The 25,324-nt window shown below is 69.4% G+C and carries 20 protein-coding genes; 7 read left to right on the forward strand and 13 right to left on the reverse strand.

Going from position 1 to position 25,324, the window contains the following annotated elements:
* Positions 1–10 precede the first annotated feature (10 nt).
* From GGR64_RS05365 to GGR64_RS05380, 4 genes are all read right to left on the reverse strand, one after another.
* On the reverse strand, positions 11–601 hold the full coding sequence (locus GGR64_RS05365) for a Hemin transport protein (RefSeq protein WP_160966703.1): 591 nt from the start codon (positions 599–601) through the stop codon (positions 11–13).
* A 6-nt stretch (positions 602–607) separates the two neighbouring features.
* The gene (locus GGR64_RS05370) at positions 608–2,821 is read right to left on the reverse strand and encodes a TonB-dependent hemoglobin/transferrin/lactoferrin family receptor (protein ID WP_184644432.1); all 2,214 of its coding nucleotides are present in this window, start codon (positions 2,819–2,821) and stop codon (positions 608–610) included.
* 174 nt (positions 2,822–2,995) lie between these two features.
* Entirely contained in the window at positions 2,996–3,196 is a 201-nt protein-coding gene (locus tag GGR64_RS05375) for a hemin uptake protein HemP (RefSeq protein ID WP_160966701.1), read from the reverse strand.
* Positions 3,197–3,382: 186 nt separating this feature from the next.
* Complete coding sequence (locus GGR64_RS05380) at positions 3,383–4,354, reverse strand: aldo/keto reductase (protein WP_160966700.1); 972 nt, start codon at positions 4,352–4,354, stop codon at positions 3,383–3,385.
* Positions 4,355–4,572: 218 nt separating this feature from the next.
* On the opposite strand from GGR64_RS05380, the gene GGR64_RS05385 reads away from it, so the two are divergent.
* The 5 genes from GGR64_RS05385 to GGR64_RS05405 all read left to right on the forward strand — a co-directional run bounded on the left by GGR64_RS05385 (position 4,573) and on the right by GGR64_RS05405 (position 9,521).
* The gene (locus tag GGR64_RS05385) at positions 4,573–5,871 is read left to right on the forward strand and encodes a nucleoside transporter C-terminal domain-containing protein (protein ID WP_160948067.1); all 1,299 of its coding nucleotides are present in this window, start codon (positions 4,573–4,575) and stop codon (positions 5,869–5,871) included.
* A gap of 68 nt (positions 5,872–5,939) precedes the next feature.
* A complete protein-coding gene (locus tag GGR64_RS05390; protein ID WP_160966699.1) occupies positions 5,940–6,893 on the forward strand; it encodes a ribokinase in 954 nt (317 codons plus the stop codon).
* Positions 6,894–6,990: 97 nt separating this feature from the next.
* Positions 6,991–7,596: a DUF4893 domain-containing protein gene (locus GGR64_RS05395; RefSeq protein ID WP_160966697.1), complete on the forward strand. Its 606-nt coding sequence runs from the start codon at positions 6,991–6,993 to the stop codon at positions 7,594–7,596.
* Between the two features lie 75 nt (positions 7,597–7,671).
* Positions 7,672–8,670 (forward strand): tRNA dihydrouridine synthase DusB, encoded by a 999-nt coding sequence (gene dusB, locus GGR64_RS05400; protein WP_184644434.1) that lies wholly within the window; start codon positions 7,672–7,674, stop codon positions 8,668–8,670.
* A 23-nt stretch (positions 8,671–8,693) separates the two neighbouring features.
* Positions 8,694–9,521 carry a class I SAM-dependent methyltransferase gene (locus tag GGR64_RS05405; protein ID WP_184448344.1) on the forward strand — a complete coding sequence of 276 codons (828 nt, stop codon included), beginning with the start codon at positions 8,694–8,696 and terminating at the stop codon, positions 9,519–9,521.
* Positions 9,522–9,528: 7 nt separating this feature from the next.
* Here the strand turns inward: GGR64_RS05405 and GGR64_RS05410 are convergent, their stop codons facing one another.
* The 3 genes from GGR64_RS05410 to GGR64_RS05420 all read right to left on the reverse strand — a co-directional run bounded on the left by GGR64_RS05410 (position 9,529) and on the right by GGR64_RS05420 (position 12,294).
* A complete protein-coding gene (locus GGR64_RS05410; protein WP_184644436.1) occupies positions 9,529–10,602 on the reverse strand; it encodes a metal-dependent hydrolase in 1,074 nt (357 codons plus the stop codon).
* A 132-nt stretch (positions 10,603–10,734) separates the two neighbouring features.
* Complete coding sequence (locus GGR64_RS05415; protein WP_260302848.1) at positions 10,735–11,427, reverse strand: hypothetical protein; 693 nt, start codon at positions 11,425–11,427, stop codon at positions 10,735–10,737.
* Between the two features lie 192 nt (positions 11,428–11,619).
* Positions 11,620–12,294, reverse strand: a complete 675-nt coding sequence (locus GGR64_RS05420) for a hypothetical protein (RefSeq protein WP_160966689.1) — start codon at positions 12,292–12,294, stop codon at positions 11,620–11,622.
* A gap of 362 nt (positions 12,295–12,656) precedes the next feature.
* Between GGR64_RS05420 and GGR64_RS05425 the strand changes: the two genes are divergently transcribed.
* Entirely contained in the window at positions 12,657–13,043 is a 387-nt protein-coding gene (locus GGR64_RS05425) for a hypothetical protein (protein WP_160966687.1), read from the forward strand.
* Positions 13,044–13,109: 66 nt separating this feature from the next.
* On the opposite strand, the gene GGR64_RS05430 is transcribed toward GGR64_RS05425, so the two are convergent.
* The 3 genes from GGR64_RS05430 to GGR64_RS05440 form a co-directional block, all read right to left on the reverse strand.
* Positions 13,110–15,047, reverse strand: coding sequence for a tetratricopeptide repeat protein (locus tag GGR64_RS05430; protein ID WP_184644438.1), 1,938 nt, complete (start codon positions 15,045–15,047; stop codon positions 13,110–13,112).
* A 656-nt stretch (positions 15,048–15,703) separates the two neighbouring features.
* Entirely contained in the window at positions 15,704–16,522 is an 819-nt protein-coding gene (locus GGR64_RS05435; RefSeq protein ID WP_160966683.1) for a UDP-2,3-diacylglucosamine diphosphatase, read from the reverse strand.
* Positions 16,519–18,234: a lysophospholipid acyltransferase family protein gene (locus GGR64_RS05440; RefSeq protein ID WP_184644440.1), complete on the reverse strand. Its 1,716-nt coding sequence runs from the start codon at positions 18,232–18,234 to the stop codon at positions 16,519–16,521. Before GGR64_RS05440 ends, GGR64_RS05435 begins: the two co-directional genes overlap by 4 nt.
* A gap of 206 nt (positions 18,235–18,440) precedes the next feature.
* Here GGR64_RS05440 and metK point away from each other — a divergent pair, with 206 nt between their 5' ends.
* Entirely contained in the window at positions 18,441–19,652 is a 1,212-nt protein-coding gene (metK, locus tag GGR64_RS05445; protein WP_010342184.1) for a methionine adenosyltransferase, read from the forward strand.
* A 206-nt stretch (positions 19,653–19,858) separates the two neighbouring features.
* Here metK and GGR64_RS05450 read toward each other — a convergent pair whose 3' ends face one another.
* From GGR64_RS05450 to GGR64_RS05460, 3 genes are all read right to left on the reverse strand, one after another.
* The gene (locus GGR64_RS05450) at positions 19,859–21,097 is read right to left on the reverse strand and encodes a histidine-type phosphatase (protein WP_260302849.1); all 1,239 of its coding nucleotides are present in this window, start codon (positions 21,095–21,097) and stop codon (positions 19,859–19,861) included.
* 23 nt (positions 21,098–21,120) lie between these two features.
* The gene (locus GGR64_RS05455) at positions 21,121–22,212 is read right to left on the reverse strand and encodes a Ca2+-dependent phosphoinositide-specific phospholipase C (protein WP_326520306.1); all 1,092 of its coding nucleotides are present in this window, start codon (positions 22,210–22,212) and stop codon (positions 21,121–21,123) included.
* A gap of 71 nt (positions 22,213–22,283) precedes the next feature.
* On the reverse strand, positions 22,284–25,070 hold the full coding sequence (locus tag GGR64_RS05460; RefSeq protein ID WP_184644444.1) for a TonB-dependent receptor: 2,787 nt from the start codon (positions 25,068–25,070) through the stop codon (positions 22,284–22,286).
* Between the last annotated feature and the right edge of the window lie 254 nt (positions 25,071–25,324).

A 25,324-nucleotide genomic window follows, 5' to 3' on the forward strand; every position in this document is an offset into this window, starting at 1 on the left:
CATCGGCCGCTCACAACCGTAGCAGCGGCCACGGCCGGTCGGGATCGGGGCGCGGCGCAGGGCGCCCGGCGCGGGCGCAGCAGCAGTCGTCGACCAGCACATCGCCCTCGGCCGCTTCCAGGCGTGCGATGCGGCGGGCGATGCTGGCGCCGAGCGGCGACACGCCGGCGACGCTGGCCGCCAGCACGCCATCGGCCGCGTGCAGGCGCAGCGCCCGCGCGTGCCAGCCATCGCCGCGCAGGCGGCCGGCGACGCGCCGCCACAACCGCTCGGCGACGCCGCCGTCGGCGGCATCCTGCGCCGCGGGCAGCGCCGCCAGCAGCATGTCCCAGGCGACGAAATCGCTGTCGGGCAGCAGGTACAAGCGCCAGCAGCACTGCTGCTGGCGATCGTAGAAGCGCAGGCTCTCCAGCACGCCATCGCTGTCCACGTCCAGGTGCGCGGCCACGCTGCAGGCGTGGCCCCAGCCGATCAGTTCGGCGCCGGTGCGGGCACGGTACAGACACAACACGGTGCCCAGTGCGGCCAGCTGCGCCGGGCGCGGCAGCGGCGCAGCGGCGATCCGCTCCGGGCCGGTACGCGCTGGCGCGGCCGTGCGCATGCGCGGCTACCAGTCCAGCGCCAGGCTGACCGAGACGTTGCGCCCGGCGCCGGTGTAGCGATCGAGCACGCTGCTGCTGGCCAGGGTCGCGCCAGGCAGCATGTTCCAGTCGATGTAGCGGCGGTCGGCCAGATTGAACACGCCCACGTCCAGCCGCGCGCCTTCGGTGAAGCGCCAGTGCGCGAGCAGGTCCAGCGTCGCGTAGCCGGCCGGCGTGTAGTAGCTCGGCAGTTCCGGCCGGCGCTTCTTCGCCACCGCGGTGGCGACCAGTTGCGTGCCCCAGGTGCTGCGGTCGTAGCCCAGGCCGAGCACGCCGCGCAGCGGATCCACCGAGTTGAGCGGCGTGCCGTCGGTGCGGTTGTCGCCACGCGCATAGGCGGCGCTGGCCTGCAACGACCAGCCGCTCCAGCGCGCATCGAGTGCGCCGAAGTCGATGCCGGCCTTGGCCTCCACGCCGCGGATGGTCACCCGGTCGACGTTGCGCGATTGATACAGCATCAAGCCGTCGGCGTTGAAGCCGACGAAGCGATAGGACTCGATGAAATCGCGGTAGGCGTTGCGGTAGGCGCTCAGTCCGGCGTAGACGGCCGGACCGGCGTAGCGCACGCCCAGTTCGGCGCCGCGACTGGTCTCCGGCTTCAGGTCGGGATTGGCGATCGCGGTGTAGCCGATCAACAGATTGGTGAAGCCGATATTGACGTCGTTGTAGGGCGGCGCGCGGAAGCCGTGCGCATAGTTGGCGTACAGCGACCAGGCATCGTCCAGGCGCCAGATCGCGCCGAGCTTGGGCGAGACGTTGCGGTCGCTGATCTTCTTCGCCGCCACGCCGGGATTGTCGGTGGCGAAGATCGCATCGACCTGCGGCGACAGCCGATAGTAGTCGGCACGCAGCGCCGGGATCAGGCTGAAACGGCCGTCGGCCAGTGCGATCTCGTCCTGCAGGTAGGCGCCGGCCTTGACCGTCTCGGTGATCGGGAAGTCGCGGACCGGGAAGGTCTCCATGCCCACGGTCTTGCTGATCGCGCCGGTGCGCAGCGTCAGCGTGTGGCCGTCGCGCTTTTCGTGGGTGTCGGTGTGCGACAGATCGATGCCGTAGCTGATGTCGTGCACGGCGCTGCCCTGCTCCACCCGCTTGTGCAGATTGGCCTGCAGGCCGTACAGGCGCTGGTCGAAGTCGTGCTCCATGTGCCGCAGCGTGCCATTGCTGCGGCGTTCGTCGGTGCGCTGCAGGCTCTGGCTATCCTGACGGTACAACTGCCACTGCAGGTCATCGGCGAGCAGCATGCCGAGTTGGTCGATCTCGTGTCCCAGCGACACGCGGGCACGGGTCTGATGGTCGCGGCCGCGCTGCGACAGGATGCTGGCGGTGACATTGCTCAGCGCGTCGATGCGGGAGTAGTCCTCGTTGCCTTCGACGGTCAACTTCCAACGTTGGTTGGCGCTGGGCGCGTAGACCAGCTTGCTGAGCAGGCTGCGGCCGTCGCTGCTGAGCGGATTGGGCGCGGTGCGGGCGGCGCCGGTGCTGCGGTTGTCGCCCTGGGTCTCGCTTTCCTGGCCCTGGCGATGGCTGACCGCGGCCATGCCGCTCCAGCGGTCGCCGCCGAAAGCGACCAGCGCGCCGGCGAACAGCCCCTTCCACTCGCTCTCGTAGCCGAACTTCAGGCCGACGTAGCGGTCCTTGCCCGGCGCCAGGTAGTCGGCCGGATCCTTGGTCACATAGGCAACCACGCCGCCGAGCGCATCCGAGCCGTACAGGGCGCTGGCCGGGCCGCGCACGATCTCCACGCGCTTGAGCGTGTCCATGTCGACGAAGTTGCGATTGGCGTTGAGGTAGCTGCCGAAGCTGAAGCCGTCCGAGACCGGGATGCCGTCGGTCTGGATCAGCACGCGGTTGCCATCCAGGCCGCGGATGCGGATGCCGCCGATGCCGCTGAAGCGGCCGCTGTTGCCGGTGGCGGACACGCCGGGCGTATAGCGCAGCAGATCCTTCAGGTCATGGACCAACGTGCGGTCCATCTGTTCGCGGTCGATCACGTCGACACTGCCGGGCACGTCGACGATGGCGCGTTGGGTACGCGTGGCGGTGACCTGCAGGCGGTCGAAATCGCGGATGGCCGCCGCCGCACTGGCGTCGTCGTCTGCGGCGGAAGCGGGAGCGGCATGCGCGCCGGCGGCAAGAGCCAGCCACAGCGCGCCGGTCAGCGGAGCGGTACGGAACATGGAGAGCATCGGTGGTCGCGGAAGACCCTCGACCGGCACGGCGCGGGGTCCGCGCCTGGCCGAGGGGGAGAGAAGGATCGCGACTGCGAGGCGGCCGCGGCCGACGCGCAAGGGCGTCGGCCAGGTGGCGGCAGGTCGAGCGGGAGGCCGGCCGCACGCGGCGGCCGGAGGGCATTACTTGGTCAGGATCAGCTTGTCGTTGCTGGTGTGGCGCAGGCGATAGACGCGGTCGCCGTGCTGGATCAGCACTTCGCGGCGGCCCTTGAGCAGCGCCTGGCTGCTGATGGTTTCCTCGGCCGGCACCGCGCGCGGCACGGTGCGCTCGCGCAGGCTCAGGGTGTCGGGGTGACGCAACAGCACGGGTTGAGCGGTCATGGTCGAACTCCATCCACGGGGTGCATCGAGATGATAATGATTCTCAATACTTAATCAAGACCCATTCTCGCCCGATTCGATTCGCAGTACCGATCAAAATGCAGATCCCGAAAGATTTCAAAGATCGACACGAACCCTCTCGCTTGCGCCGCCACGACATCGTGACGGGGCAAGCAAGTGCCGTCCTCAGCGCACGGCGGCTTCGACCCGCTCCCACCACGCCGCGTCGTCGCGCTCGGCCAATTCCAGCGCGGCCAGGTTCTCCAGCAATTGCGCGACCCTGCTGGCGCCGAGGATCACCGTGGACACGTGCGGGTTGCGCAGGCACCAGGCGATCGCCAGCGACGCCGGCGCCACGCCCTCGTCGGCGGCCAGCGCGGTGAAGGCGCGCGCGCGCTCGACCCGGCGCTGCGCCGGCGGCCCGATGACCTCCTGCTGCAGCCAGGCATTGCGCTCCTGGCCCAGCCGCGAGGCCGGATCGATGCCGTCGTTGTACTTGCCGGTCAGCAGGCCCGAGGCCAGCGGCGACCAGATGGTGGTGCCCAGGCCCAGCTCGGCGTACAGCGGCGCGTACTCCTGCTCCACGCGCTCGCGATGCAGCAGGTTGTATTGCGGCTGTTCCATCGACGGCCCGTGCAGGCCCAGCGCGCGCGCCACCTGCGCCGCCTCGCGGATGCGCTCGGCCGGCCACTCGGAGGTGCCCCAGTACAGCACCTTGCCCTGGCGGATCAGCGCGTCCATCGCGCGCACGGTTTCCTCCACCGGCGTGTCCGGATCGGGACGATGGCAGTAATACAGATCCAGATACTCCACCCGCAAGCGCTTGAGCGCGGCATGGCAGGCGTCGGTGACGTGCTTGCGCGAGAGCCCGCGCTGGGTCGGGCGCGGCGATTCCACGGCGCCGAAGTAGACCTTGCTGGACACGCAGAAGCCGTCGCGCGGCAGCCGCAGGTCGGCGATCACGTCGCCCATCACCTGCTCGGCGCGGCCGTGCGCATAGACCTCGGCGTTGTCGAAGAAATTGATGCCGTGGTCCCAGGCGGCGGCGATCAGGTTGCGCGCTTCGTCGCGGCCGGTCTGCCCGCCGAAGTTGATCCAGGCGCCGAACGACAGCGCCGACAGGTGCAGCCCGGTGGCACCGAGGCGACGGTAATGCATGGCAACTCCTCCTGCTGAGCGAACCCGCGGCACGGCCGGCGGGTGGCCGCACAGTGTAGCGGCGCCGCGGCAAGGCCCCGTCGGCGGCAGCGGGGGCGCCCCGCTCTTGCGAATCCCCAATCCCGACTCCCGAATCCCCCGACTGAACACGCCTCGCCTTGCCGGCCGTCACCCCCTGCACTAGGCTTCCCGTCTTTGGTCGGGGACCGGGGACGCAGATGGTCGAGGGATTGGGAAGGATCGGCTTCGGCCTGTTCGGTTTGGCGGTGTTGATCGGGATCACCTGGCTGTTCTCCAACAACCGCCGAGCGGTGGACTGGAAGCTGGTCGCGACCGGCCTGGTCCTGCAGATCGGTTTCGCCTCGCTGGTGCTGCTGGTCCCGGGCGGGCGCGAGGTGTTCGACTGGCTCGGCCAGGTGTTCGTCAAGGTGCTGAGCTTCGTCAACGAAGGCTCCAGCTTCATCTTCGGCAGCCTGCTCGATACCAAGACCTATGGCTTCATCTTCGCCTTCCAGGTGCTGCCGACCATCATCTTCTTCTCCGCGCTGATGGGCGTGCTGTATCACCTGGGGGTGATGCAGGCGGTGGTGCGGGTGATGGCGTGGGCGATCACCAAGGTGATGCGCGTGTCCGGCGCCGAGACCACCAGCGTGTGCGCGAGCGTGTTCATCGGCCAGACCGAGGCGCCGCTGACGGTGCGCCCGTACATCCCGCGCATGACCGAATCCGAGTTGCTGACGATGATGATCGGCGGCATGGCGCACATCGCCGGCGGCGTGCTGGCGGCCTACGTGGGCATGCTCGGCGGCGGCGACCCGGCGCAGCAGGCGTTCTATGCCAAGCATCTGCTGGCGGCCAGCATCATGGCCGCGCCGGCGACGCTGGTGGTGGCCAAGCTGCTGATCCCGGAGACCGGCACGCCGCTGACCCGCGGCACGGTCAAGATGGAAGTGGAGAAGACCACCAGCAATGTGATCGACGCCGCCGCCGCCGGTGCCGGCGACGGCCTGCGCCTGGCGCTGAACATCGGCGCGATGCTGCTGGCGTTCATCGCCCTGATCGCGCTGGTCAACGCGCCGCTGACCTGGCTCGGCGACGTCACCGGCCTGGCCTCCGCGCTGGGCCGCCCGACCAACCTGTCCACCATCTTCGGCTACGTATTGGCGCCGGTGGCCTGGGTGATCGGCACGCCGTGGCCGGATGCGACCACGGTCGGTTCGCTGATCGGCCAGAAGGTGGTCATCAACGAGTTCGTCGCGTATACCGAGCTGTCGCGTATCGTCCAGGGTCAGGTGCCGGGCGTGAGCCTGAGCGCGGAAGGCCGGCTGGTCGCCACCTACGCGCTGTGCGGCTTCGCCAACTTCAGCTCGATCGCGATCCAGATCGGCGGCATCGGTGGCCTGGCCCCCGAGCGCCGGCACGACCTGGCCCGTTTCGGCCTGCGCGCGGTGCTGGGCGGCTCGATCGCCACCTTCATGACCGCGACCATCGCCGGGGTGCTGTCGCACTTCGCGTGATCCGGCCGCAGCATCCCGCCGCACCGGTTTTCTTTTTTCCAGTTCCAGTCGAGAAGCAGTACATGCCTATGAGTTCGGTCATCGTCGTCGGTTCGTTCAATGTCGACCATGTGTGGCGTTGCGAGAATCTGCCCGCACCGGGGGCGACCATCGCCGGCCGCTACAGCACCGGCCCCGGCGGCAAGGGCTTCAACCAGGCGGTGGCGGCGGCCCGCGCCGGCGCACGCACCAGCTTCGTCTGTGCGCTCGGCGACGATGCCGGCGGCACGATGGCGCGTGGCCTGGCGGCGCAGGACGGCATCGCCCTGGTCGCCGAGGCCAGCACCGAGCCGACCGGCACCGGCGGCATCTACGTCGATGGCCACGGCCGCAACACCATCGTCATCGGCGCCGGCGCCAACGCCGCGCTGAGCCTGGACTTCGTGCAGGCGCAGCGCGCGCTGTTGGGATCGGCACGGGTGTTGCTGGCGCAGCTGGAGTCGCCGATCGAGACCATCGAGGCCACCCTGGCGCTGGCGCGCGAGGCCGGCCTGACCACGGTGCTCAACGCCGCCCCGGCCAACGCGCAGACCAGCATCGGCCTGCTCAAGCTGGCCGACGTGCTGACCCCCAACGAAACCGAGTTCGCCGCTCTGCTGGCGCGCCATGTCGGCGCGCGCGTGGACGCCGACGACGTCGCCGCCACCGATGGCGGCAGCCTGCACGCGCTATGCCGCAAGCTGCTGCCGGGCGGCACCGTGGTGGTGACGCTGGGCGCGGTCGGCGCGTTCATCTCGCATCCCGAGGAGCGCCTGCGCGGCGACACCCAGCCCTACTACCGGATCGGCGCCGAGACCGCGCACACGGTGGATACCACCGGTGCCGGCGATGCCTTCAACGGCGCTCTGGTGGCCTCGCTGGCGCAGTCGCCGAACGCCGCGTTCGCCACCCACGTGCGTTTCGCCAATCACTACGCGGCGCGCTCCACCGAAGCCGAGGGCGCGGCGGCATCGATGCCGCGGCTGACCCCGGACCCCGCCTGAGCCTGCGCGCGGCGATCCGCATCGCCGCGATTGCCGCGTTTCCCTGACCACAACACCGCCGGCCGCCGTGCCGGCCGCATCCGACAAGGAGTTCCCGATGCCCCGTCATTCCCTGCTGCCGTTCGGCGCGCTGTGCGCGCTGCTGCTCCCGCTGTGCGCTGCCGCTGCACCGCGCTGCGACTGGAACAGCCTGGCCGCCGATGCCGACCGCGCGGCGGTGACCGTGTCCGCCGAGCGCCTGCAACAGGTGATCGCACCACGTTACGACGATGCCGAGCAGGAAGCAGGCGCCACGCTGGCGCGCACCTTGCTGCAGCGCGCGCAGACGCCGCAGCAGCCCGGCAAGCTGGAAGGCCGCTGGAAGGTGCGCTCGATCCAGGTCGACCCGCACTTCGCCTATGCCTATCCGTACTTCAAGGCCGAGATCCGCGGCGATGCCTGCGGCTATCACCTGAGCAAGACCAGCGGCTCGCAGCGCCGCAGCGGCACCCTGTATCCGCTGGCCGCCGGCAGTCACGAACTGGCCTTCCTCGGCGCCAGCACGGTGAACGACGAGCCTGAGGCGGCCTACGCCCCTGGCCATGTCTCCGACGGCACGCATGGCAACAGCGTCGGCCGCCTGGTCGCGCTGGGACCCAACGAACTGCTGCTGATCCTGGACGGCAAGGACAACGGCTTCGAGCTGTACCAGCTGATCCGCTGACGCGCGCGGCGTCTACCACCGCGGAGGGCGGCGCGACTGCGGCGCGCCGATACGCAGGCCCGCTACACTAGCGGCATGCGCATCGGCCCCTACACGATCGAACCGAAGGTGATCCTGGCACCGATGGCCGGGGTCACCGACAAGCCGTTCCGGCTGCTGTGCAAGCGCCTGGGCGCCGGCCTGGCGGTGTCGGAGATGACCATCTCCGATCCGCGCTTCTGGCAGACCCGCAAGTCGCTGCAGCGCATGGACCACGCCGGCGAGCCGGACCCGATCAGCGTGCAGATCGCCGGCACCGAACCGCAGCAGCTGGCCGAGGCCGCGCGCTACAACGCCGACCACGGCGCGCAACTGATCGACATCAACATGGGCTGCCCGGCGAAGAAGGTGTGCAACGCCTGGGCCGGCTCGGCGCTGATGCGCGACGAGGCGCTGGTGGCGCGCATCCTCAGCGCGGTGGTGAAGGCATCGCCGGTGCCGGTGACGCTGAAGATCCGCACCGGCTGGGACTGCGACCACCGCAACGGCCCGATCATCGCGCGCATCGCCGAGGACTGCGGCATCGCCGCGCTGGCGGTGCACGGGCGCACCCGCGACCAGCATTACAGCGGCCACGCCGAATACGCGACCATCGCGCAGATCAAGGCGATGCTGCGCATCCCGGTGATCGCCAACGGCGACATCGATTCGCCGCAGAAGGCGGCGCAGGTGCTGGCCGCGACCGGCGCCGACGCGGTGATGGTCGGGCGCGCGGCGCAGGGCCGGCCATGGATCTTCGGCGAGATCGCGCACTATCTGGCCACCGGCGAACAGCAGCCGGCGCCATCGCTGACGTTCGTGCGCGACACCCTGCTCGGCCACCTGCAGGCCCTTCACGACTTCTACGGCGAGGCGCAGGGCGTGCGCATCGCGCGCAAGCACCTGGGCTGGTACGCCAAGGACCGGCCGGAGAACGCCGCGTTCCGCGCCGTGGTCAACCGCGCCGAGAGCGCACAGGCGCAACTGGCGCTGACCGCCGACTACTTCGACGCGCTGATCGCCGGGGTCCCGCCCGCGTTGTCCGCCGCCGCCTGACGCCTTCTTCCTGGAGCACCGCCATGAGCGCATCTGCCGAGACTCCGACCTATCTGCACGGCTATTCCGAGACCGAACAGGCACGCCTGCTGAAACAGGCGCGGCTGCTCGAAGCCACCCTGTTCAATCAGATCGACTACACCGGCGCGCGGCGCCTGCTGGAGGTGGGCAGCGGCGTCGGCGCGCAGACCGAAGTCTTGCTGCGGCGCTTCCCGGAGCTGCACGTCACCGGCATCGACCTGAGCGAGGCGCAGCTGCAGGCCGCGCGCGACAACCTGCAGCGCATGCCCTGGTGCCAGGACCGCTACACGCTGCAGCAGGCCGACGCCGGTGACCTGCCGTTCCAGCCGCGCAGCTTCGATGCGGCGTTCCTGTGCTGGGTGCTGGAGCACGTGCCGTCGCCGGCACGCGTGCTCAGCGAAGTGCGGCGGGTGCTGGCGCCGGGGTCGCCGGTGTACGTGACCGAGGTGATGAACGCCTCGTTCCTTTTGCACCCCTACTCGCCGAACGTGTGGCGCTACTGGATGGCGTTCAACGACTTCCAGTACGACCACGGCGGCGACCCCTTCGTCGGCGCCAAGCTCGGCAACCTGCTGCTGGCCGGCGGGTATCGCGACGTCAGCACCGAGATCAAGACCCTGCACCTGGACAACCGCGAGCCGGCACGGCGCAAGACCATGATCGGATTCTGGGAAGAGCTGCTGCTGTCGGCGGCCGACAGGCTGCTGCAGGCCGGCGCGGTGGACGCGGAGACCGTGGCCGGCATGCGCCGGGAGATGGCGCAGGTGCAGAGCGACCCGGATGCGGTGTTCTTCTATTCGTTCGTGCAGGCGCACGCGACGGTGTATTGAGCGGCGCTCACGGCGCCGCTGGCGATGCCTGCGTGCCGACCGGTGCGGGCGATGCCGGTTCGACCCAGATCCGTTGCCACATCCGCGCCAGCGCAGCCCGAATCTGCCCACGTGCCGCCGGCGCCCGGTACGCCGCCTGCAACTGCCGCGGCGGAATCGCCTCCCAGTCATTGCCCTGCTGCCGCGCGACCGCGAAGTTGAAGTTGTAGTCCGGTTCCAGGCCCATGCGCAGGTCGCTGAGCACCAGTTCGCCGTCCTTGACCTGCGCGCGCATGAAACCGCGGTTGAACCAGCTCAGTCGCTGCACTGCCGGCAGGTCGCGTACCTGCGCCATCGCCTGGGTGTTGGAGGGATAGCCCTGGAAGCGCATCGGCCCACGATCGGCGACCAGCGAGCGCTCGCCGATCACATAGCCGCTCGGCGTCATCGCCACCACCCGCCACAACAACGTGTTGAACGGCATCGGCACCGAGAAGCGCGGCGCCTGCGCCAGGCCCATCGCCGCCAATGCGCGGTCGGCCTCGCGATCGACCAGGTGCTTGGCCAGCAGCGACCAGCCCAGGTAGGCGCTGCTCAGGATCAGCCCGGCCAGCAGCGCCTGCTGCGCCACGCGCCGCGCGCGCGCCCACCAGGCGATGGCGCAGGCCAGGATCAGCCACAGCGTGTAGGCGGGATCGATGATGAACACGCTCGACCACATGGCCGGCGGCGGCCGCAGCGGCCACCATAGCTGCGTGCCGTAGACGGTGAACGCATCCAGCAACGGATGGGTGAGCAAGGCCAGTTGGATCGCCCAGAACCAGCGACGCGGCGCCTCGGCCACACGCCCGTGGCCGAAGCGGCGGAACAGCCACCAGATCAGCCAGCCGAACAATGGCAGCACGAACAGCGAATGACTGACGCTGCGATGCACCGTCATCAGCGTGACCGGATCGCGAGTGAGCGGCAGCAGGATCAGCGAATCGAGGTCGGGCACGGTACCGAGCGCGGCACCCGCAAGCAGCGCCGCGCGCCGATGCGCGGCCGGGGCGATGGCCGCGGCAACGGCGCCGCCGAGCACGATCTGGGTGAGGGAATCCATCGGGGGATGCTAGCAGCGATGCAGTGCTCGATGCGCAGCGGTGAGATACCCGCATTCTCGATGTGCCCGACAGGGAGAGGCGCCCCGTCGGGGACGCCTTTCTTTATTTCATCTGCACTGCCTGAAGCAGGATCAGGGGGAAATTTCTCCGGATGCGTAGAGTGGGAAATATCCCTGTGAAACGAGGATGCCAAAGGCCAAATACGAGGTGCCAGATGCCATTTCGCTGTCACCAAAGAGAAAGTAGCCCATCGCATCACTCGCTGCGACGATCGCCCAGCCCGTGTGCGGAGGCGCAGCCTGTCTCGATGAGGCGTCGGCCGCAAATTTGGACCAGTAGCGCGTGGAGTGCCTGACCACGCTCAGCCCACCCAGGACCAGCGCGCCGTTCTTCGACCTGGGATCGAGCCGCGCGATGCCTTCCCGTTCCAGTTCCTCGAATTGCACCGCCGCCGCGTCCAGGTCCTGGGCGTTCTGCACGATCTGGTCCATTCGCACGATGAACGAGAATTCGTAGGCGCTTAACTGCTGGCGCAGTACAGCCAGGTTCTCGGTCATCGGCCGGGTCGGGTCGATCGCATCCACCATGGGCTGCCGCGTGGCGATGAAGCGCTCCAGCGGCATGCCAGGGTTGTAGCCGCACTTCTCGACCAGCGCGGCGAGGGCCCCGTCGGGCGGGGCGTTGGTGTCCATCAGGCAGCCCAGGTACATGTTGTGCTGGATGCCGGCCTGGTCCATCGGATTCTCGGCCGCCAGCGCGGGGGCCGCGCCGAAGGCACTGCCGACCAGCAGGGCGGCGGTCGCGACAAGGAGTTTTTTGTTCATGAACATTCTCGTGCAATGGATGGAGAGAGGTGGCCAGGTCTCGACGTTCCTGCGCAGGCCCCGCAAAGGGCGACCACCGACGCATCGGCACATGGCGCAATGCGATACAGGGGAAGGCGCCCATCGGGCCTCCCCCCTCGGCGTGCCTGGCCCGATCGGGTCTCCCGAAAGGCTGGCGGCAGATGGATCGACTCAGGGTTGCGGATTGGGAGTCGGGCTCGCGGTGTCGAAGATCACGTCGTGGGCCTGGCTGGAGACCGTGGCCGCCGCCCCGACGTCGTGATTCGAGAGGAAATAGCCACCCACGTCGCTCACGACGACGGCCAGCCATTTCCAGAACCGCCCTTTCGAAGTGACGCCGCTCTCGGCCGCCTGCTTGGACCAGTAGCCATTGGAATGCCTGGCCACGCTCAGCCCGCCCAGGATCAGCGCGCCGTTCTCGGACTTGGGATCGAGCCGCGCGATGGCCTCGCGCTCCAGCGCCTCGAACTGGGCCGCCGCGGCATCCATGTCCGCGGCGTTCTCGACGATCTGATCCATGCGAACGAGGAACGAGTACTCGTAGGCATTGAACTGCTGGCGCAGTGCGGGCAGGTTTTCCGTCAGGGACCGCGTCGGATCGATCGAGTCGACGATCGGCTGCTGCGTGGCGATGTACCGCTCCAGCGGCACGCCGGGGGCATAGCCGCACTTCTTGACCAGCAGGGTCAGCGCGTCCTCGGCCGTGGCATTCAGGTCCATCAGGCAGCCCAGGTACATGTTGTGCTGGATGCCGGCATGGTCCAACGGGTTCTCGGCCGCCAGCGCAGGGGTGCCGACGACGCTGCCCGCCAGCAGAGCGGTTGCGACAAGGAACTTCTTCTTCATGAGCGTTCTCTCGCTATATGGAAGGGATTGGAGATGGCTGGGATGCGTGCACCGCCCCCGGAGGAAGGCCACCGCCGCATCGACACACGGTGCGATCCGGCGATTCCAGGCTAGGCAGGGCGACGGCGCAGCACGAGGGCGAAGCCGGGCCGCCCATGGAATGAACCGGGTCGGATTGACGAAGCCCGGATACGAGCACCACCGGTCGCGGGCGCGCGATCCTGCGGCGCGGCGCGATGCCGCCATCGAAGAATCAATGCGTTAGCCGGATTTATTCCCGGTCTATACCCGTGGATGCGCTGGCATCGGCCGTCGCGCCACTCGTAGGCTGCGGCTTCCCTTCTGCGCATTGCGAGATTCCGATGCCTGCCTCCCGCTCCGTCTTTCATGCCGCCCTCGTCGCGGTCCTGCTGAGCTTGCCGCTGATCGCCCACGGCCACGACACCCTGCCACCGGACTGGTGCCTGGAGCAGGACCAGGAACCGGAGGTCGTGGTGAAGTTCGATTTCGACGGCCAGCAGCTGCGGCAGACCATGGACAAGTGCGGCGTGGTCGATAGCCACGAGCCGTACACGAATACGCTGAACACCATTGCCGCCTATTGCGAGGTGGTGGCCCCGTCGCGATCGGCCAAGCCCATCGTGCTCGGCCCGACGACCTTCCTGGCCCGCGACCACCACAGCGCCTACCGCATGGAACAAGGCTTGAAGGGCGCGTGCGTGGTCTGCCCGGCCAAGCGCGGGCGCTGACCCACCGTGCAGGCGCGCTCGCTCCTCAGGGCGGCCAACGGTCGCCAGCAGGGCGGCCAGGCACGCTCAGCCGAGCGCGTCCCGTCGGGTGTAGGCAAGCACCGTGTCGATCCGCGACTGCAGCGCGGCGCGCGCCTCTGCCGAGATTCCCTCGCAGTGCGCGAGCACGAAATAGGCCGAGCGCAGTACATCCCGCCAGCGCGGGTTGCTGGGCAACTTGGAGACCGCCAGGTAGCGCTCCATCGCCCGCGCGCGCAGGCGGCCATCGTCGATGTTCACGCGCCAGATCCGGCTGCGCTCGGCCAACTCCAGCCGGCCGGTCGCCGTGGTGCGCTCCCAGGTGTCGATGACCGCGAGCATCAAGTCGACCAGCGCGCGTCGGAAGGCATCGCGCAACGCAGGCGCAGCGGCTTCCTGTTGCGTGTGCTCGGCCTGCGCGGTGTCCGACGCCGCGTCAGTGTCGCGTTCCTGCAGGGCGAGGACGACCAGGCCATCGCCGCCCCGCCAGGGTGCGAGGGTAACGGCGAGCGGTGTGCCGTGCCGCGCCACGACCTCGAGGCGCTGCGCGGCGCTGTCCTCCATACGCTCCAGCGCCGCCTGCAACGCCGGACGGTCGCGTTCGGCAACGCAGGCGAACACCGCCTGCCCTACCGGTTCGGCGGCGTCCGTGCCGCCAAGCAGCAGGCGGCCGGCACGATTGGCGGCCAGGACCTGGCCTTCGGCATCGAGCAGGCACAGCGCATCCTCGCGGCTATCGAGCAAGGTCTGCAGCAGGCTGCGATCCTCGGCCAGCGCATCGGCCTCGCGCCGATAACGGGCGAGTTGCTCCTCATGGCGAACACGCTGGGCGGCCTGCAGCACACGTTCGCGCTGCCGGCGACGCTGCAGCCACAGCCAGACACCGAGCGCGGCGGCGACGCCGGACACCAGCGCCAGCCACAGCAGCAGCGTGCGTTGGCGCAGCTGGGCCTGACGCAGGCGGTTTTCGCTTTGCAGGGCGTCGATGGTGCGCTGCTTTTCGGCGGTGTCGAAGCGGATCCGCAACCAGTCCAGTTGGCGATCGTGCTGCGCGCGCACCAACGCGGCGGCTTCTGCGTTCGCGCGCCGCAGGGTGGCGATGGCGGCCACCGTGTCGCCACTGCTTTCCTGCAGCCGTGCCAGTTCCTCCAGCAGTGGCACCCGCACCGGATCGCCGCCGGCGGCCGCGGCCAGCGCCTCGCGCAGGCGTGCCGCGGCCGCAGCGGCATTGCCTTCGAGCCGGGCCGTCCGCGCCAGTTGCAGCTGCAGTGCCGATGGCAGCGGCAGCGCCCACGCCTCGGCGAGCGCCAGCGCACTGGAACTCCAGCGTTGCGCCTGCGCCACATCGCCAAGCGCCAGCGCCGCACGGATCAGGCCGTCGTGGACACGCAACTCGTACACCCGGCGGCCCTGCGCGCGGTACACGGCCAGGGCCTCCTGCAACCAGGCCAGCGCTTGCGGCGTGTCGCCGCTGTCGAGCGCCAGCTCGGCCATGGTTTCCTGCACGTGCGCGGCCTCGATGGCGTCGCCCTGCGCGCGGTTGGCGGCCAGCGCATCGCGGTAGTAGCGCATCGCGGTGTCGGACTCGCGCAGTTCGCGATAGACGTCGGCAATATTGGTGAGCACCGACGCCGCTACTGCGCCGTGCGCACGCTGCAGGTCCAGGCTTAGCGTCAGGTTGCGCAGGGCGCCGCGGAAATCGCCGAGCCGGCGCAGCGCCGCACCGACGTTGTTCAGATCGCGCGCCTGCCCCACGCGGTCGTGCAGCGAGCGGGACAGCGTGGCCGCGCACTCGAAGCGCGCCAGCGCCTGCGGCAGGCGTTCGCGACGGAAATCGAGAATGCCGCGGCGGCGCGTGAGTTCGTAGCGCAATCGCGCGTCGCCGGCATCGCCGATATTGGCCTCGGCGCAGTCCAGCGCCTGCTCGGCGGCGTCGAAGCGGCCGCCGTCGAGCTGTTCCTTGGCCCGTGCGAACAGCGCGTCCATCCGCGTGCCACCGGTTGTGTGCAAGGTCGACAGGCCGGCCTGCTGCAGGCACAGCATCGCATCCGGGAGTTTGCGCGGTGCCTCGGCATCGGTGCAGCCGTAGACCGTGTTCTGCGCGATCGCTGTCCCGCACGCCGCGAGCAGGACGCCCAGGCACGCCGCTCGGACGCGTGCCCGCTGCCACGCGCGTGCAGTGGTGGCCTGGGCCTGGAGGGTCGTGCTGCAAGACGCCGACCAGATCGGGCTCGACCACGTCCATGCGGATCGCAGCGACCGGCCGCACACTGCCTTCCCTGGTTTCACGTGCTCCACGGCTCCAGAACTGATCGGGATGCGGCGCAGATGCGCCGCAGCGATATGGCCCGGGGCGACAACCGGGCGCGGCGGCCATGTGCTCCTGCCCGGGCGTATCGCTCCATCGCAACGCAGTAGACCCGATGCGCTGGAGGCCGGGCAAGCGCACACCGCGGTGCTATCCGCACCACGTCGATCATCATGGAATGGACGTCACGCCGAGTTCTACGCCGCCGTCCAGTGCCACTGTGGCAGCGCTGCGTCCAGTCGACCCGCACCGTGGTTGCGGCATGCGCAGTCCACGACGTGCTCAGAAACTCCGCAGAGAGCGGCGCAGCGTAGCCGCGCGCGAACCGTCCGCCTCAGGCCGCGCGCGGCCAGGCGTTCTCCTGCACCAGCCGCAGGCGCGGCGGCAGTTCGCGCAGCACGTCGCCGCGATGCGAGAGCAGGCGCAGCGTGCCGTCGGCCTCCTCGGCGAGCGCGGTGAGGCTTTCGACCCAGTCGCCGTCGTTGGCGTAGACCAGGCCATCGCGTTCGAACAGGCCGGCGCGGTGCACATGGCCGCAAATCACCCCGTCCAGACCGCGACGGCGCGCGTCGTCCAGGCCGGCAGTGACGAAGCGCTCGATGTAGCGCTCGGCCGCGCTGCTCTGCCGCTTCAGGTAGTCGGCCAGCGACCAGTAGCGCATGCCCAGGCGGCGGCGCACGCGGTTGGTCAGCTGGTTGCCGGTGAGGATGCGGTAGTACAGCCAGTCGCCGAACTTCTCCTGCAGGCCGCCGAACTGGGTCACGCTGTCGTAGTCGTCGCCGTGCACCACCAGCAGGCGGCGTCCGTCGGCGGTGGCGTGCACCGCGCGCCGGCGCACCTGCATCGCCGGCAGCGCCAGCCCGCAGAAGCGGCGGATCGGCCGGTCGTGGTTGCCGGGCACGTAGATCAGCTCGGTGCCGCCACGGGCCAGCGCATGCAGTGCATCGATCACGCGCTGGTGCGCCGCGCTCCACACCGCGCGGCGTTGCGCCATCCACCAGAAGTCGACGATGTCGCCGACCAGGTACAACTGTTCGCAGCGTAGGCCGCCGAGGAAATCGGCCAGTTCGCGTGCATGGCAATGCGGCGCACCCAGGTGCACGTCGGAGACGAACACCGCGCGGCGCGGCGACAGGCTGCTGACCGGATTCATGCCACCACCTCTGCTTCGTTGCGGGGACGTTCGAGGTAGCGCGCGCGCTTCTTGCTGCGGATGCGCTGCAGGTCCAGCTCGATCAGGCCGTCGACGGCGTCGTTGAACGCCGGATCCACGCCGAAGGCGAGGAAGCGCGCGCCGCCGGGTTCGCACAGATCGGTGTACTGCTTGTAGAGCATCGGCACCGCCGCGCCCAGCGCGTCGAGGTTGCCCTTGAGCACCTTGAAGGCGGTGTCGGCGTCCAGTTCGTCGAACGCCGGCGGCGCTTCCGGGTACGGGAACGGCCGCGCCGAGGCGGCTTCGCCGCTGGCGTCGCCGTAGTAACGCGCGTAGTAGGCCACGATCTGCTCGCGTGCCTGCTGCGGCAACGCGGCACTGATCGACACCGCGCCGAACAGGTAGCGCACCTGCGGATGATCTTGCAGATAGGCGCCGATGCCCTGCCACAGGTAGTCGATGCTGCGGCTGCCCCAGTAGTCCGGCACCACGAAGCTGCGCCCGAGTTCCATGCCCGCGGCGATGCGCGGCAGCATGCCCTCGCCGTAGCGGAACAGTTCGGCGGTGTAGAAGCCGGCCAGGCCGCGCTCGGCCAGCACCGGCGCGCCGCGGGCGACGCGGTAGGCGCCGACCACGCGGGTGGCGGCGCCATCCCACAGCACGATGTGTTCGTACCAGGTGTCGTAGTCGTCCAGGTCCAGGCGCCGGCCGGTGCCCTCGCCCACCGCGCGGAAGGTCAGCTCGCGCAGGCGGCCGATCTCGCGCAGCAGCGCCGAGCCGGCGCGAAGCCGGCCGACGCGGATCTGCTTGCCGTCCAGGGTGTGGCCGAGGCTGCGCAGGCTCGCCACTTCCACGGCCAGTTGCGCCGGGTCCTCGGCGGCGACCAGCGCTTCCTCGCTCGGCGCGGCCTGCCCGCCGCTGCGGCCGAGCGCATACAGCTCGCTGCGCAGGCGCCGCATCAGCTCGGCTTCGGGCAGGTCCTGCGGCAGCGCGCGGGCGCGGCCCAGGCTGAGCGCGATGCGGCGCTCGCGACGGGCGAACATCTCCCGCGCCAGCAACGCAGTCCCGGCCGGCTTGAACAGCGCCGAGGCGCCATAGAACAGCGCCGAGTTGCGCGCATGGATGCGCACCGGCAACACCGGCGCGGCACTACGCAGGGCGAAGCGCAGGAAGCCGCGGCGCCAGCGGCCGTCGGCGACGCCGCCCCAGCCCAGCCGCGAGACTTCACCTGCCGGGAACACGATCACACATTGCTCCTGCGCCAGCGCCTGCTCGATCGCCCGCACGCTGGCCGGCGACGGCGCACCGCCGAGGATGCGTACCGGCAGCAGCAGGTCGCGCAGCCCTTCCAGCGCCCACAGGAAATCGTTGGCGACGATCTTCACGTCGCGCCGCACCTGGCCGACACAGTCCAGCAGCGCCAGCGCATCCAGCGCGCCGGAGGGGTGGTTGGCGACGATCAGTAGGCGCCCGCGCGCCGGGATGCACTCGGCGGCGGTCGGCCCGACCACGTAGCGGGCCTGCAGGAAATCCAGTCCGGCCTGGACCAGGGCGAACCCGCGCAGGTCGCGGTTGGCCTCCAGGAACGCGTCCAGCGCGTCCAGTCCCGACCATTTCTGCAGGCCGCGCAGCAATGGCCGGACCAGCCGCGAGCGGCGTCCGGCAAACCAATGCGGGTAGCGGTCCTGAAGACGGCGTTCGAGTGCGAGCACGGCAAGCCCCCTTGCTGACTGCGCACAGCTTCGGCCGCGGCGGCGACACCGATCTTGCAATCTGGCTACGGCAAGGTGACGGACGCACCGTGGCGCGCCAACCGGTTAACCTTGGGCAACGTCGGCCCCGGGCACCATGCACGCCGCCCGGCGCCCGTGTATCATTCGCCTCCATCTTTTCATCCGAATACAAGGATATAGCCGCGATGTCCAGCTATCTCTTCACCTCCGAGTCGGTCTCCGAAGGCCACCCGGACAAGATCGCCGATCAGATCTCCGATGCGGTGCTCGACGCGATCCTGACCCAGGACAAGCGCGCGCGCGTGGCCTGCGAAACGCTGGTCAAGACCGGCGTGGCGATCGTCGCCGGCGAAATCACCACCAGCGCCTGGATCGACCTGGAAGCGCTGACCCGCAAGGTGATCCTGGACATCGGCTACAACAGCTCCGACGTCGGCTTCGACGGCGAGACCTGCGGCGTGCTCAACCTGATCGGCAAGCAGTCGCCGGACATCAACCAGGGCGTGGACCGCAAGAAGCCGGAAGAACAGGGCGCCGGCGACCAGGGCCTGATGTTCGGCTACGCCACCCGCGAGACCGACAGCTTCATGCCGGCCGCCATCCACCTGTCGCACCGCCTGGTCGAACAGCAGGCCAAGGTGCGCAAGAAGAAGAACTCGCCGCTGGCGTGGCTGCGCCCGGACGCCAAGAGCCAGGTCACCCTGCGCTACGAAGACGGCGTGGCGACCGCCATCGACGCGGTGGTGCTGTCCACCCAGCACGACCCGGACATCAAGCAGAAGCACCTGGTCGAAGCCGTGCGCGAGGAAATCCTCAAGCCGGTGCTGCCGGCCAAGTGGCTGCACAAGGGCACCAAGTTCCACATCAACCCGACCGGCAAGTTCGTCATCGGCGGGCCGGTGGGCGACTGCGGCCTGACCGGGCGCAAGATCATCGTCGACACCTACGGCGGCTGGGCGCGCCACGGCGGCGGCGCGTTCTCCGGCAAGGATCCGTCCAAGGTCGACCGCTCGGCCGCCTACGCCGCGCGTTACGTCGCCAAGAACGTGGTCGCCGCCGGTCTGGCCGACCGTTGCGAAGTGCAGGTCTCCTACGCCATCGGTGTGGCCGAGCCGACCTCGATCTCGGTCACCACCTTCGGCACCGGCAAGATCGCCGACGACAAGATCGAGAAGCTGATCCGCAAGCATTTCGACCTGCGTCCGTTCGGCATCATCCAGATGCTCGACCTGATCCACCCGATGTACCAGCAGACCGCCTCGTACGGCCATTTCGGCCGCACCCCGAAGGCCTTCACCTACACCGACGGCACCGGCGCCCAGCACCAGGCCACCGCGTTCTCGTGGGAGAAGACCGACCGCGCCGAGGCACTGCGCGCGGACGCCAAGCTGAAGTAAGCCGGCCTGCCGCGCTTGCGACACGGAACGGGCCGCACTGCGGCCCGTTCTGCGTTTGGGGAATGGGATTTGGCCAGGAGCGCATCCCGCAGCCGGAACGTCTTCGCGTAGGAGCGGCTTCAGCCGCGACGGGCGTTCCGGGGAAGGCCTGTCGCGGCTGAAGCCGCTCCTACGACGAGCAAAGCAAAAAAGAGCGTCGAGCCGGCTCAGCCGCGCCGCTGCAGCGCGGCCTGCAGCAATGACTGGAATGTTGGCAGCGGGCACAGCCCGGTCGCTGGGTCGCTGCAACCCGGAATCTGCAGGGTCTGCAGCAGCGGCGGATGGCGCAGGCTCAGCGGGGTCAGTGCGCGCAGCTGGTCCAGCGACTGCGCCTGGTAGCGCACGCGCACGTAGCGCTGGCCGTTGCGTGCGTCGCGCACCTGCTCCACCACCAACGCGCCGCCCGGGGGCGCGTCGTCGCGGCCGAAGCCGGGCAGATGGAAGTGCAGGTCGAGCAGGCCGCTGAGCGCGGCGATGTGGGTGTCGCTGGCGACCAGCACGCTCAGCCGCGGCGCATCGGCCGTGCCCAGCGTGTCCAGCAGGCGGTGCGCCATCGGCGCGCCCGCGCGCGCGGCCATGTACTGCGGCCGCGCATAGATCTCGAACAGCAAGGCATGCAGGCGCGACACCGCAGCGATGCGCGCCGGGGTCGCGCGGCCCCAGCCAACCTGGTCCAGCGGCATGCCTTCCGCGTATTGCAGGATGAACACCTCGGCCGTGCCCGAGGTCAGGTCCAGCGGTCCGTGCAGGGCCAGGCTGCGTCCGTTCCCGCCCGGGGTCAGCGACGACGGCATGTGCACGAAGTCGCAGGTGTCGGCACAGCCAAGGATCTCCTGCATGGTCCGCAGTTCGCGTGCATACGGTGCCAGCACCGCGCCCGGCCCACCGGTCTGCCGCTGGATCGAGGCCACCGCGGCGGCGGCATCGAACTCCACCGCGCCGGCTTCCACCGGGCGGAACAGCGGGTCGTCGCTGCCTTCGGTCTGATGGCCGGCCTGCAGATGGCAGCCGGGCGCGAGGGTATCGGCGAGCAACTGCGCGCTGACGATGGTGCGCTGGTCGGTGTTGGCGTAGATGCTGACCGCCCCGTCGGCGGGGCAGCCCTGGGCCGGCAGCACGCCATCGCGCAGCAGCCATTGCCGGGTGTAGTCGCCGCTGCGCTCCACTGCGGTGCGGCCATGCGCGGTAAGCAGGCTCGGCGGCGTGTCCCATACCGGCCAGGGCTGCGGCGCCAGCGCGGCAGCCGCAGCCTCGCCCGGCAGCGGTGCGCGTACGCCATGGCGGAACAGCATCCACACCTTTTCCACCTGCAGCGCGGGCGCGGGCTTCGGCGCCCGCCGCGCCTGCGCGCCCAGTGTCGCCACCACCAGCGCGCCCCACAACATCCAGCACAAGCCTGTCTTCATCGTCGTTCCCAAGATGGAAAATCTCATGGCGCGGTCGCGCCGCAGTCAGCGGTGACCCGGTCGCAGCGCAGGCCCGTGGCGATGCCGAGCCAGTAGTGCAGCCGCTGCGGATCCGGCGCGCCGGCGTAGTAATCGGTACTGATCCACTGCGCGCCGGCATCCAGCGCCGCCTGCGCACGGCGCCGGTCGTGCGCACGTGCTTCGCGGCCTTCGGCATCGGCGCGGGTGCGCACCACGAAGCCCTGCGCGACCAGCGCGCGGATCCGCGACGCCTCGGCCAGCGGATCCTCGATCGACAGCACCGCCGCCTCCGGCTGGTCCGGCGCATACCAACCGAACATCATGCGTCCGCGCAGCGATGGATGCTCCTGTCGATACAGCGCCTCGTGCCGCGGATTGCCGTCGAGCACGAACAGCATGCGGCCACGCGCCTGTGCCACGCTCGGCCAGGCATGCGCCAGCACCGCGTCGCGCAGGCTCGGCGCGGCGCCGCGCACATCGTCGGGCACGATCAGGCGTGCGCGCCCGACCACCTCGATGATGTCGCGGTCCAGCGCGTCCAGATCGTTGGCATCGAAGGCGGCACAGTGCGGCCACAGGCCCGGCACCGGATCGAAATCCACCGCGTTGACCAGCACCACCAGCGGCGCATGCCGCGGGTGCGCGCGCGACCAGGCGGCAAGGATCGCCAGGCAGTCGCGGAAGCGCAGGCAATGGCTGGCGTAGTCCAGGCCCGGCTGGTGCAAGACCTTGGCGCCGGGTGCGCGCATTCTCGCGCGGGTCGCGGCATCTGCGCGCGCATACGGCGCGGCATACAGGCCGCCGTGCGGATCGGCGGCCACGTCGAGTTCGAGTTGCCGCAGCCCCAGCGCGAGCTGGGCCTGCAGCGAAGGATGGCCATAGGCCAGTGCCGGCCATTCGGCGGCGTCATGCGCCTGCAGACGCCGCCGCATCTGTGCGGTGGGCACCGGTCGATAGCTGTTGTGTGAGCCGAGCAGTTGTACCTGGTCCAGGCGCAAGTTGTCGATCGGCACTGTCGCCGGTGCCGCTGCCGCGCTGGCCGCTCCCGGCAGGCCAATCAGCGCCAGCCAGACGAGCAGCAGCGCGCTGCACACAACGCCCCACCCGCCGCGCGGCACAAGGCCGTGCGGCGGGCGGGGACGTCCAGCATGCGCAAGCGCCCGCTTCAGAACGTGTACTTCACGTTCAACAACGCAGTGCGGCCGGCATCGACGATGTCGGAGATCGCGGTGCTGTTGCGGCCCACGTGCGCCCAGTAGCTCAGGCGATTGGTGAGGTTGGCCACCGACAGGTCGGCGCGCAGGTGCTCGTTGAAGGTGTAGCCGACGTGCAGGTCCACGCGGGTGATTGGCTTGACCCACAGGTCGTCCCAGGTCGCGCCGCGGTTGTAGTAGTCGTACACCGAGACGTATTCGCCGGAGTAGTGGTAGGCCAGGTTCACCGACAGCGGACCCTTCTCGTAGAACAGTTCGGCGTTGGCCATCAGGTCCGGCGCGTTCTGGATGCGCTCGTCGTGGAAGCCGTCCATGCCCAGGTCCACGCGGGTGGTCTGGCGAGTGAGGTTGGCGCCGATGCCGAAGCCGTCCAGCGGAGCCGGCATGCCCTGCAGGGTCTGCCGCACCGCGGCTTCGAAGCCCAGCACCTTGCCGTCGCCGCCGTTCTGCGGACGCACATAGCGCACGTTGCCGGCGCCGGCGCTGCTGCCGGCGTTGGCCGGATCCGAGCCGCTCTCGTAGATGTAGTCGGTCAGACGCTTGTAGTAGCCGGCCAGCATGGCGTGGCCGCCATGGCCGTTGTCCCACTCGCCGGACAGGTCCACGTTGAGCGACTTGATCGGCTTCAGGTCCGGGTTGCCCTCGGTGATGACCGTGGTGCCGTCGCTGGAGACGTCGTAGTTGGCGCCGCCGCCGAGCTGCACCAGCGCCGGCCGGGTGTAGCTGGTCCACACCGAGGCGCGGTACACCGCATTGCCGGCGCCCGGACGGTAGTTCAGGAACACGCTCGGCAGCGGCACGTCGTAGCTGGTGCGGTTGCTGCTGAAGAAGCCGGGCAGTTCGTTGCCGTTGGCGTCTTCGGGCATGGTCCAGAAAGTGTTGCGGATGCTGGTGTGCTCGAAGCGCACGCCCGGGATCACTTCCAGGTCGCCGCTGCGGAAGGTGGCCATCGCATACGCCGAGGTGACCGCCTCGTCGCCGCGCATGGTCGCGCAGTTCTGGTTGTTGATCGCCAGGCTGCCGCAGGTGTCGAAGCTGGCCGCGGTCAGGTGCTGGGCGATCATCGCCTTCAACCCGCCGTTGCTGAGCTTGACCGTCGGCCACGCGTACTTGCCCGGGTACACCGAATCGTACTGGCCGACCACCAGGCCCGTGTCGCGCAGCAGCGTGCCGTCGGTGAACTTGCTGTTGGTCCAGTCGCGCGAGGTGAAGTCGCGGGAGCTGTCGACGTACTTCACGCCGAACTGGATGTTGCTCAGCGCGCCCTGGTCGAAGTCGTAGCGCACGTCGAACTTGGCGCCGCCCTTGGTCTGGCCGCTGTAGGACTTGGTCAACTGGCCGTAGCGGCGCGCATACAGGCCGCCGATGTCGCTGGCCTGGGCCTGGATCGCCGGGGTCAGCAGCGGCTTGGGGAAGCCTTCGCTGTCGTAGCCGGAGAAGGTGTTGGCGCCGCCGTACGGGAACTGGGTCGAAGCGTACTGGTCCACGCGCGCGGAAATTTCCACGTGGTCCGGACGATCGTTGTCGCCGTAGCTGTAGAACAGGTTCGGCGACAGCGTCCAGTTGCCCAGTTGCTTGTCGGCGCCGAACTGGAAGGTGGCCAGGTCCGCCACTTCCGGGTTGGTCTCGTACCAGTAGCGCACCGCCACGCGGTTGATCTGCGGCTGGTACACGCCGGTGGTGCCGATCTGCACCAGGCTCACGTTGGCCGGCACCAGCTGCGTATAACCGGTGTTCTGCTCGGTCTTGGCGTAGGCGTAGGTGGCGCGTGCGTACAGTTGCAGGCTCGGGTCGACGTGCCAGTCGAAGGACACGTTGCCGCCGTAGCGCTTGGTGTCGCCGGCGGAATAGCCGATGTTGGCGCCGGTGGCCATCAGCAGGTCCTGCGGATCGTAGCCGGGCGCCGGCTGGCCGCTGGCGGTGGTACGCGAGAAGTACTTGCCCGACCAGTCGCCGCGCGAGGCGGCGGCGTTGGCCACTTCGCTGTTCACGTAGTGGCGCTCGTCGTAGTACGCGCTGGTGTAGATGCCGAACTGGTTGTCGGCGCCGAACTTGGCGTGGAACTCGCCGGATGCGCCCTCGCCCAGGCCGCTGTCGCCGTAGTCGCGCGCACGGCTTTCCATGCGCCCGCTGGCGGTGACGCTGCCGCCCATCGCCTCGCTGTAGTCGAAGCCGCTGGGGGTGCGGTAGTCGATGGTGCCGCCGATCGCGTCGCCGTCCATCGCCGCGGTGGAGGTCTTGTTCAACACGATGGTCTGCAGGCCCGACGGCGGCAGCAGGCTCAGTTGCACGCTGCGGCTGTAGGGCAGGCCCTGGGCGACGTTGACGCCGTTGATCAGGTTGACGTTGTACTCGGCGTTGAGGCCGCGCACCGAGGCGAACATGCCCTCGCCGCGCGCGGCGCCGTCGACGCCGCCGAAGTACGACTGCCCGGTGTTGACCACGTTGACGCCCGGCAGCAGGCCCAGCGCCTCGGCGATGTTGTGCACGGCGGTGTACTTCAGGTCTTCGGCCGACAGCACGTTGGCCGTGTTGGTGGCCGCCATCTGCATGTCCGCGGCGTTGTAGCGGGTGACGGCGACGGTGATCTTGTCCAGGGTCTTGGCGCTGGCGTCGGACGCGGGGTTCTGCGTCTCCTGCGCATCCTGCGCCTGGGCCAAGGCCATCGGCGCGACACCGAGCAACGCTGCGGCGATCGCCCATGACAGGCGTTTGGGAAGATGGATCGAGTGCGACATGAAGAATCCGAGCGTAGGCGCGGCCAACGGAATGTTCCGCAGGCCGGGCATGGTGGGGAGAGAGGCCGTGATCGTGTTCACGGCGGCGCGCATTGTTGGCGGGCGCGGCTGCAATTTGATGACAACGATGTCACCCACCACCATCGGCCATCGATCCGACGCATTTCCCGCGGAATTCGGCACAACCGCGACGATGCACGGCGCGGCGCTACGGGGCGTGGCGCCAAGGCGAGCGCGACGCGTTGGGCGCGTCT

The sequence above is a fragment of the Xanthomonas sp. 3307 genome (assembly GCF_014199735.1).
Lineage (GTDB): Bacteria > Pseudomonadota > Gammaproteobacteria > Xanthomonadales > Xanthomonadaceae > Xanthomonas_A > Xanthomonas_A rydalmerensis.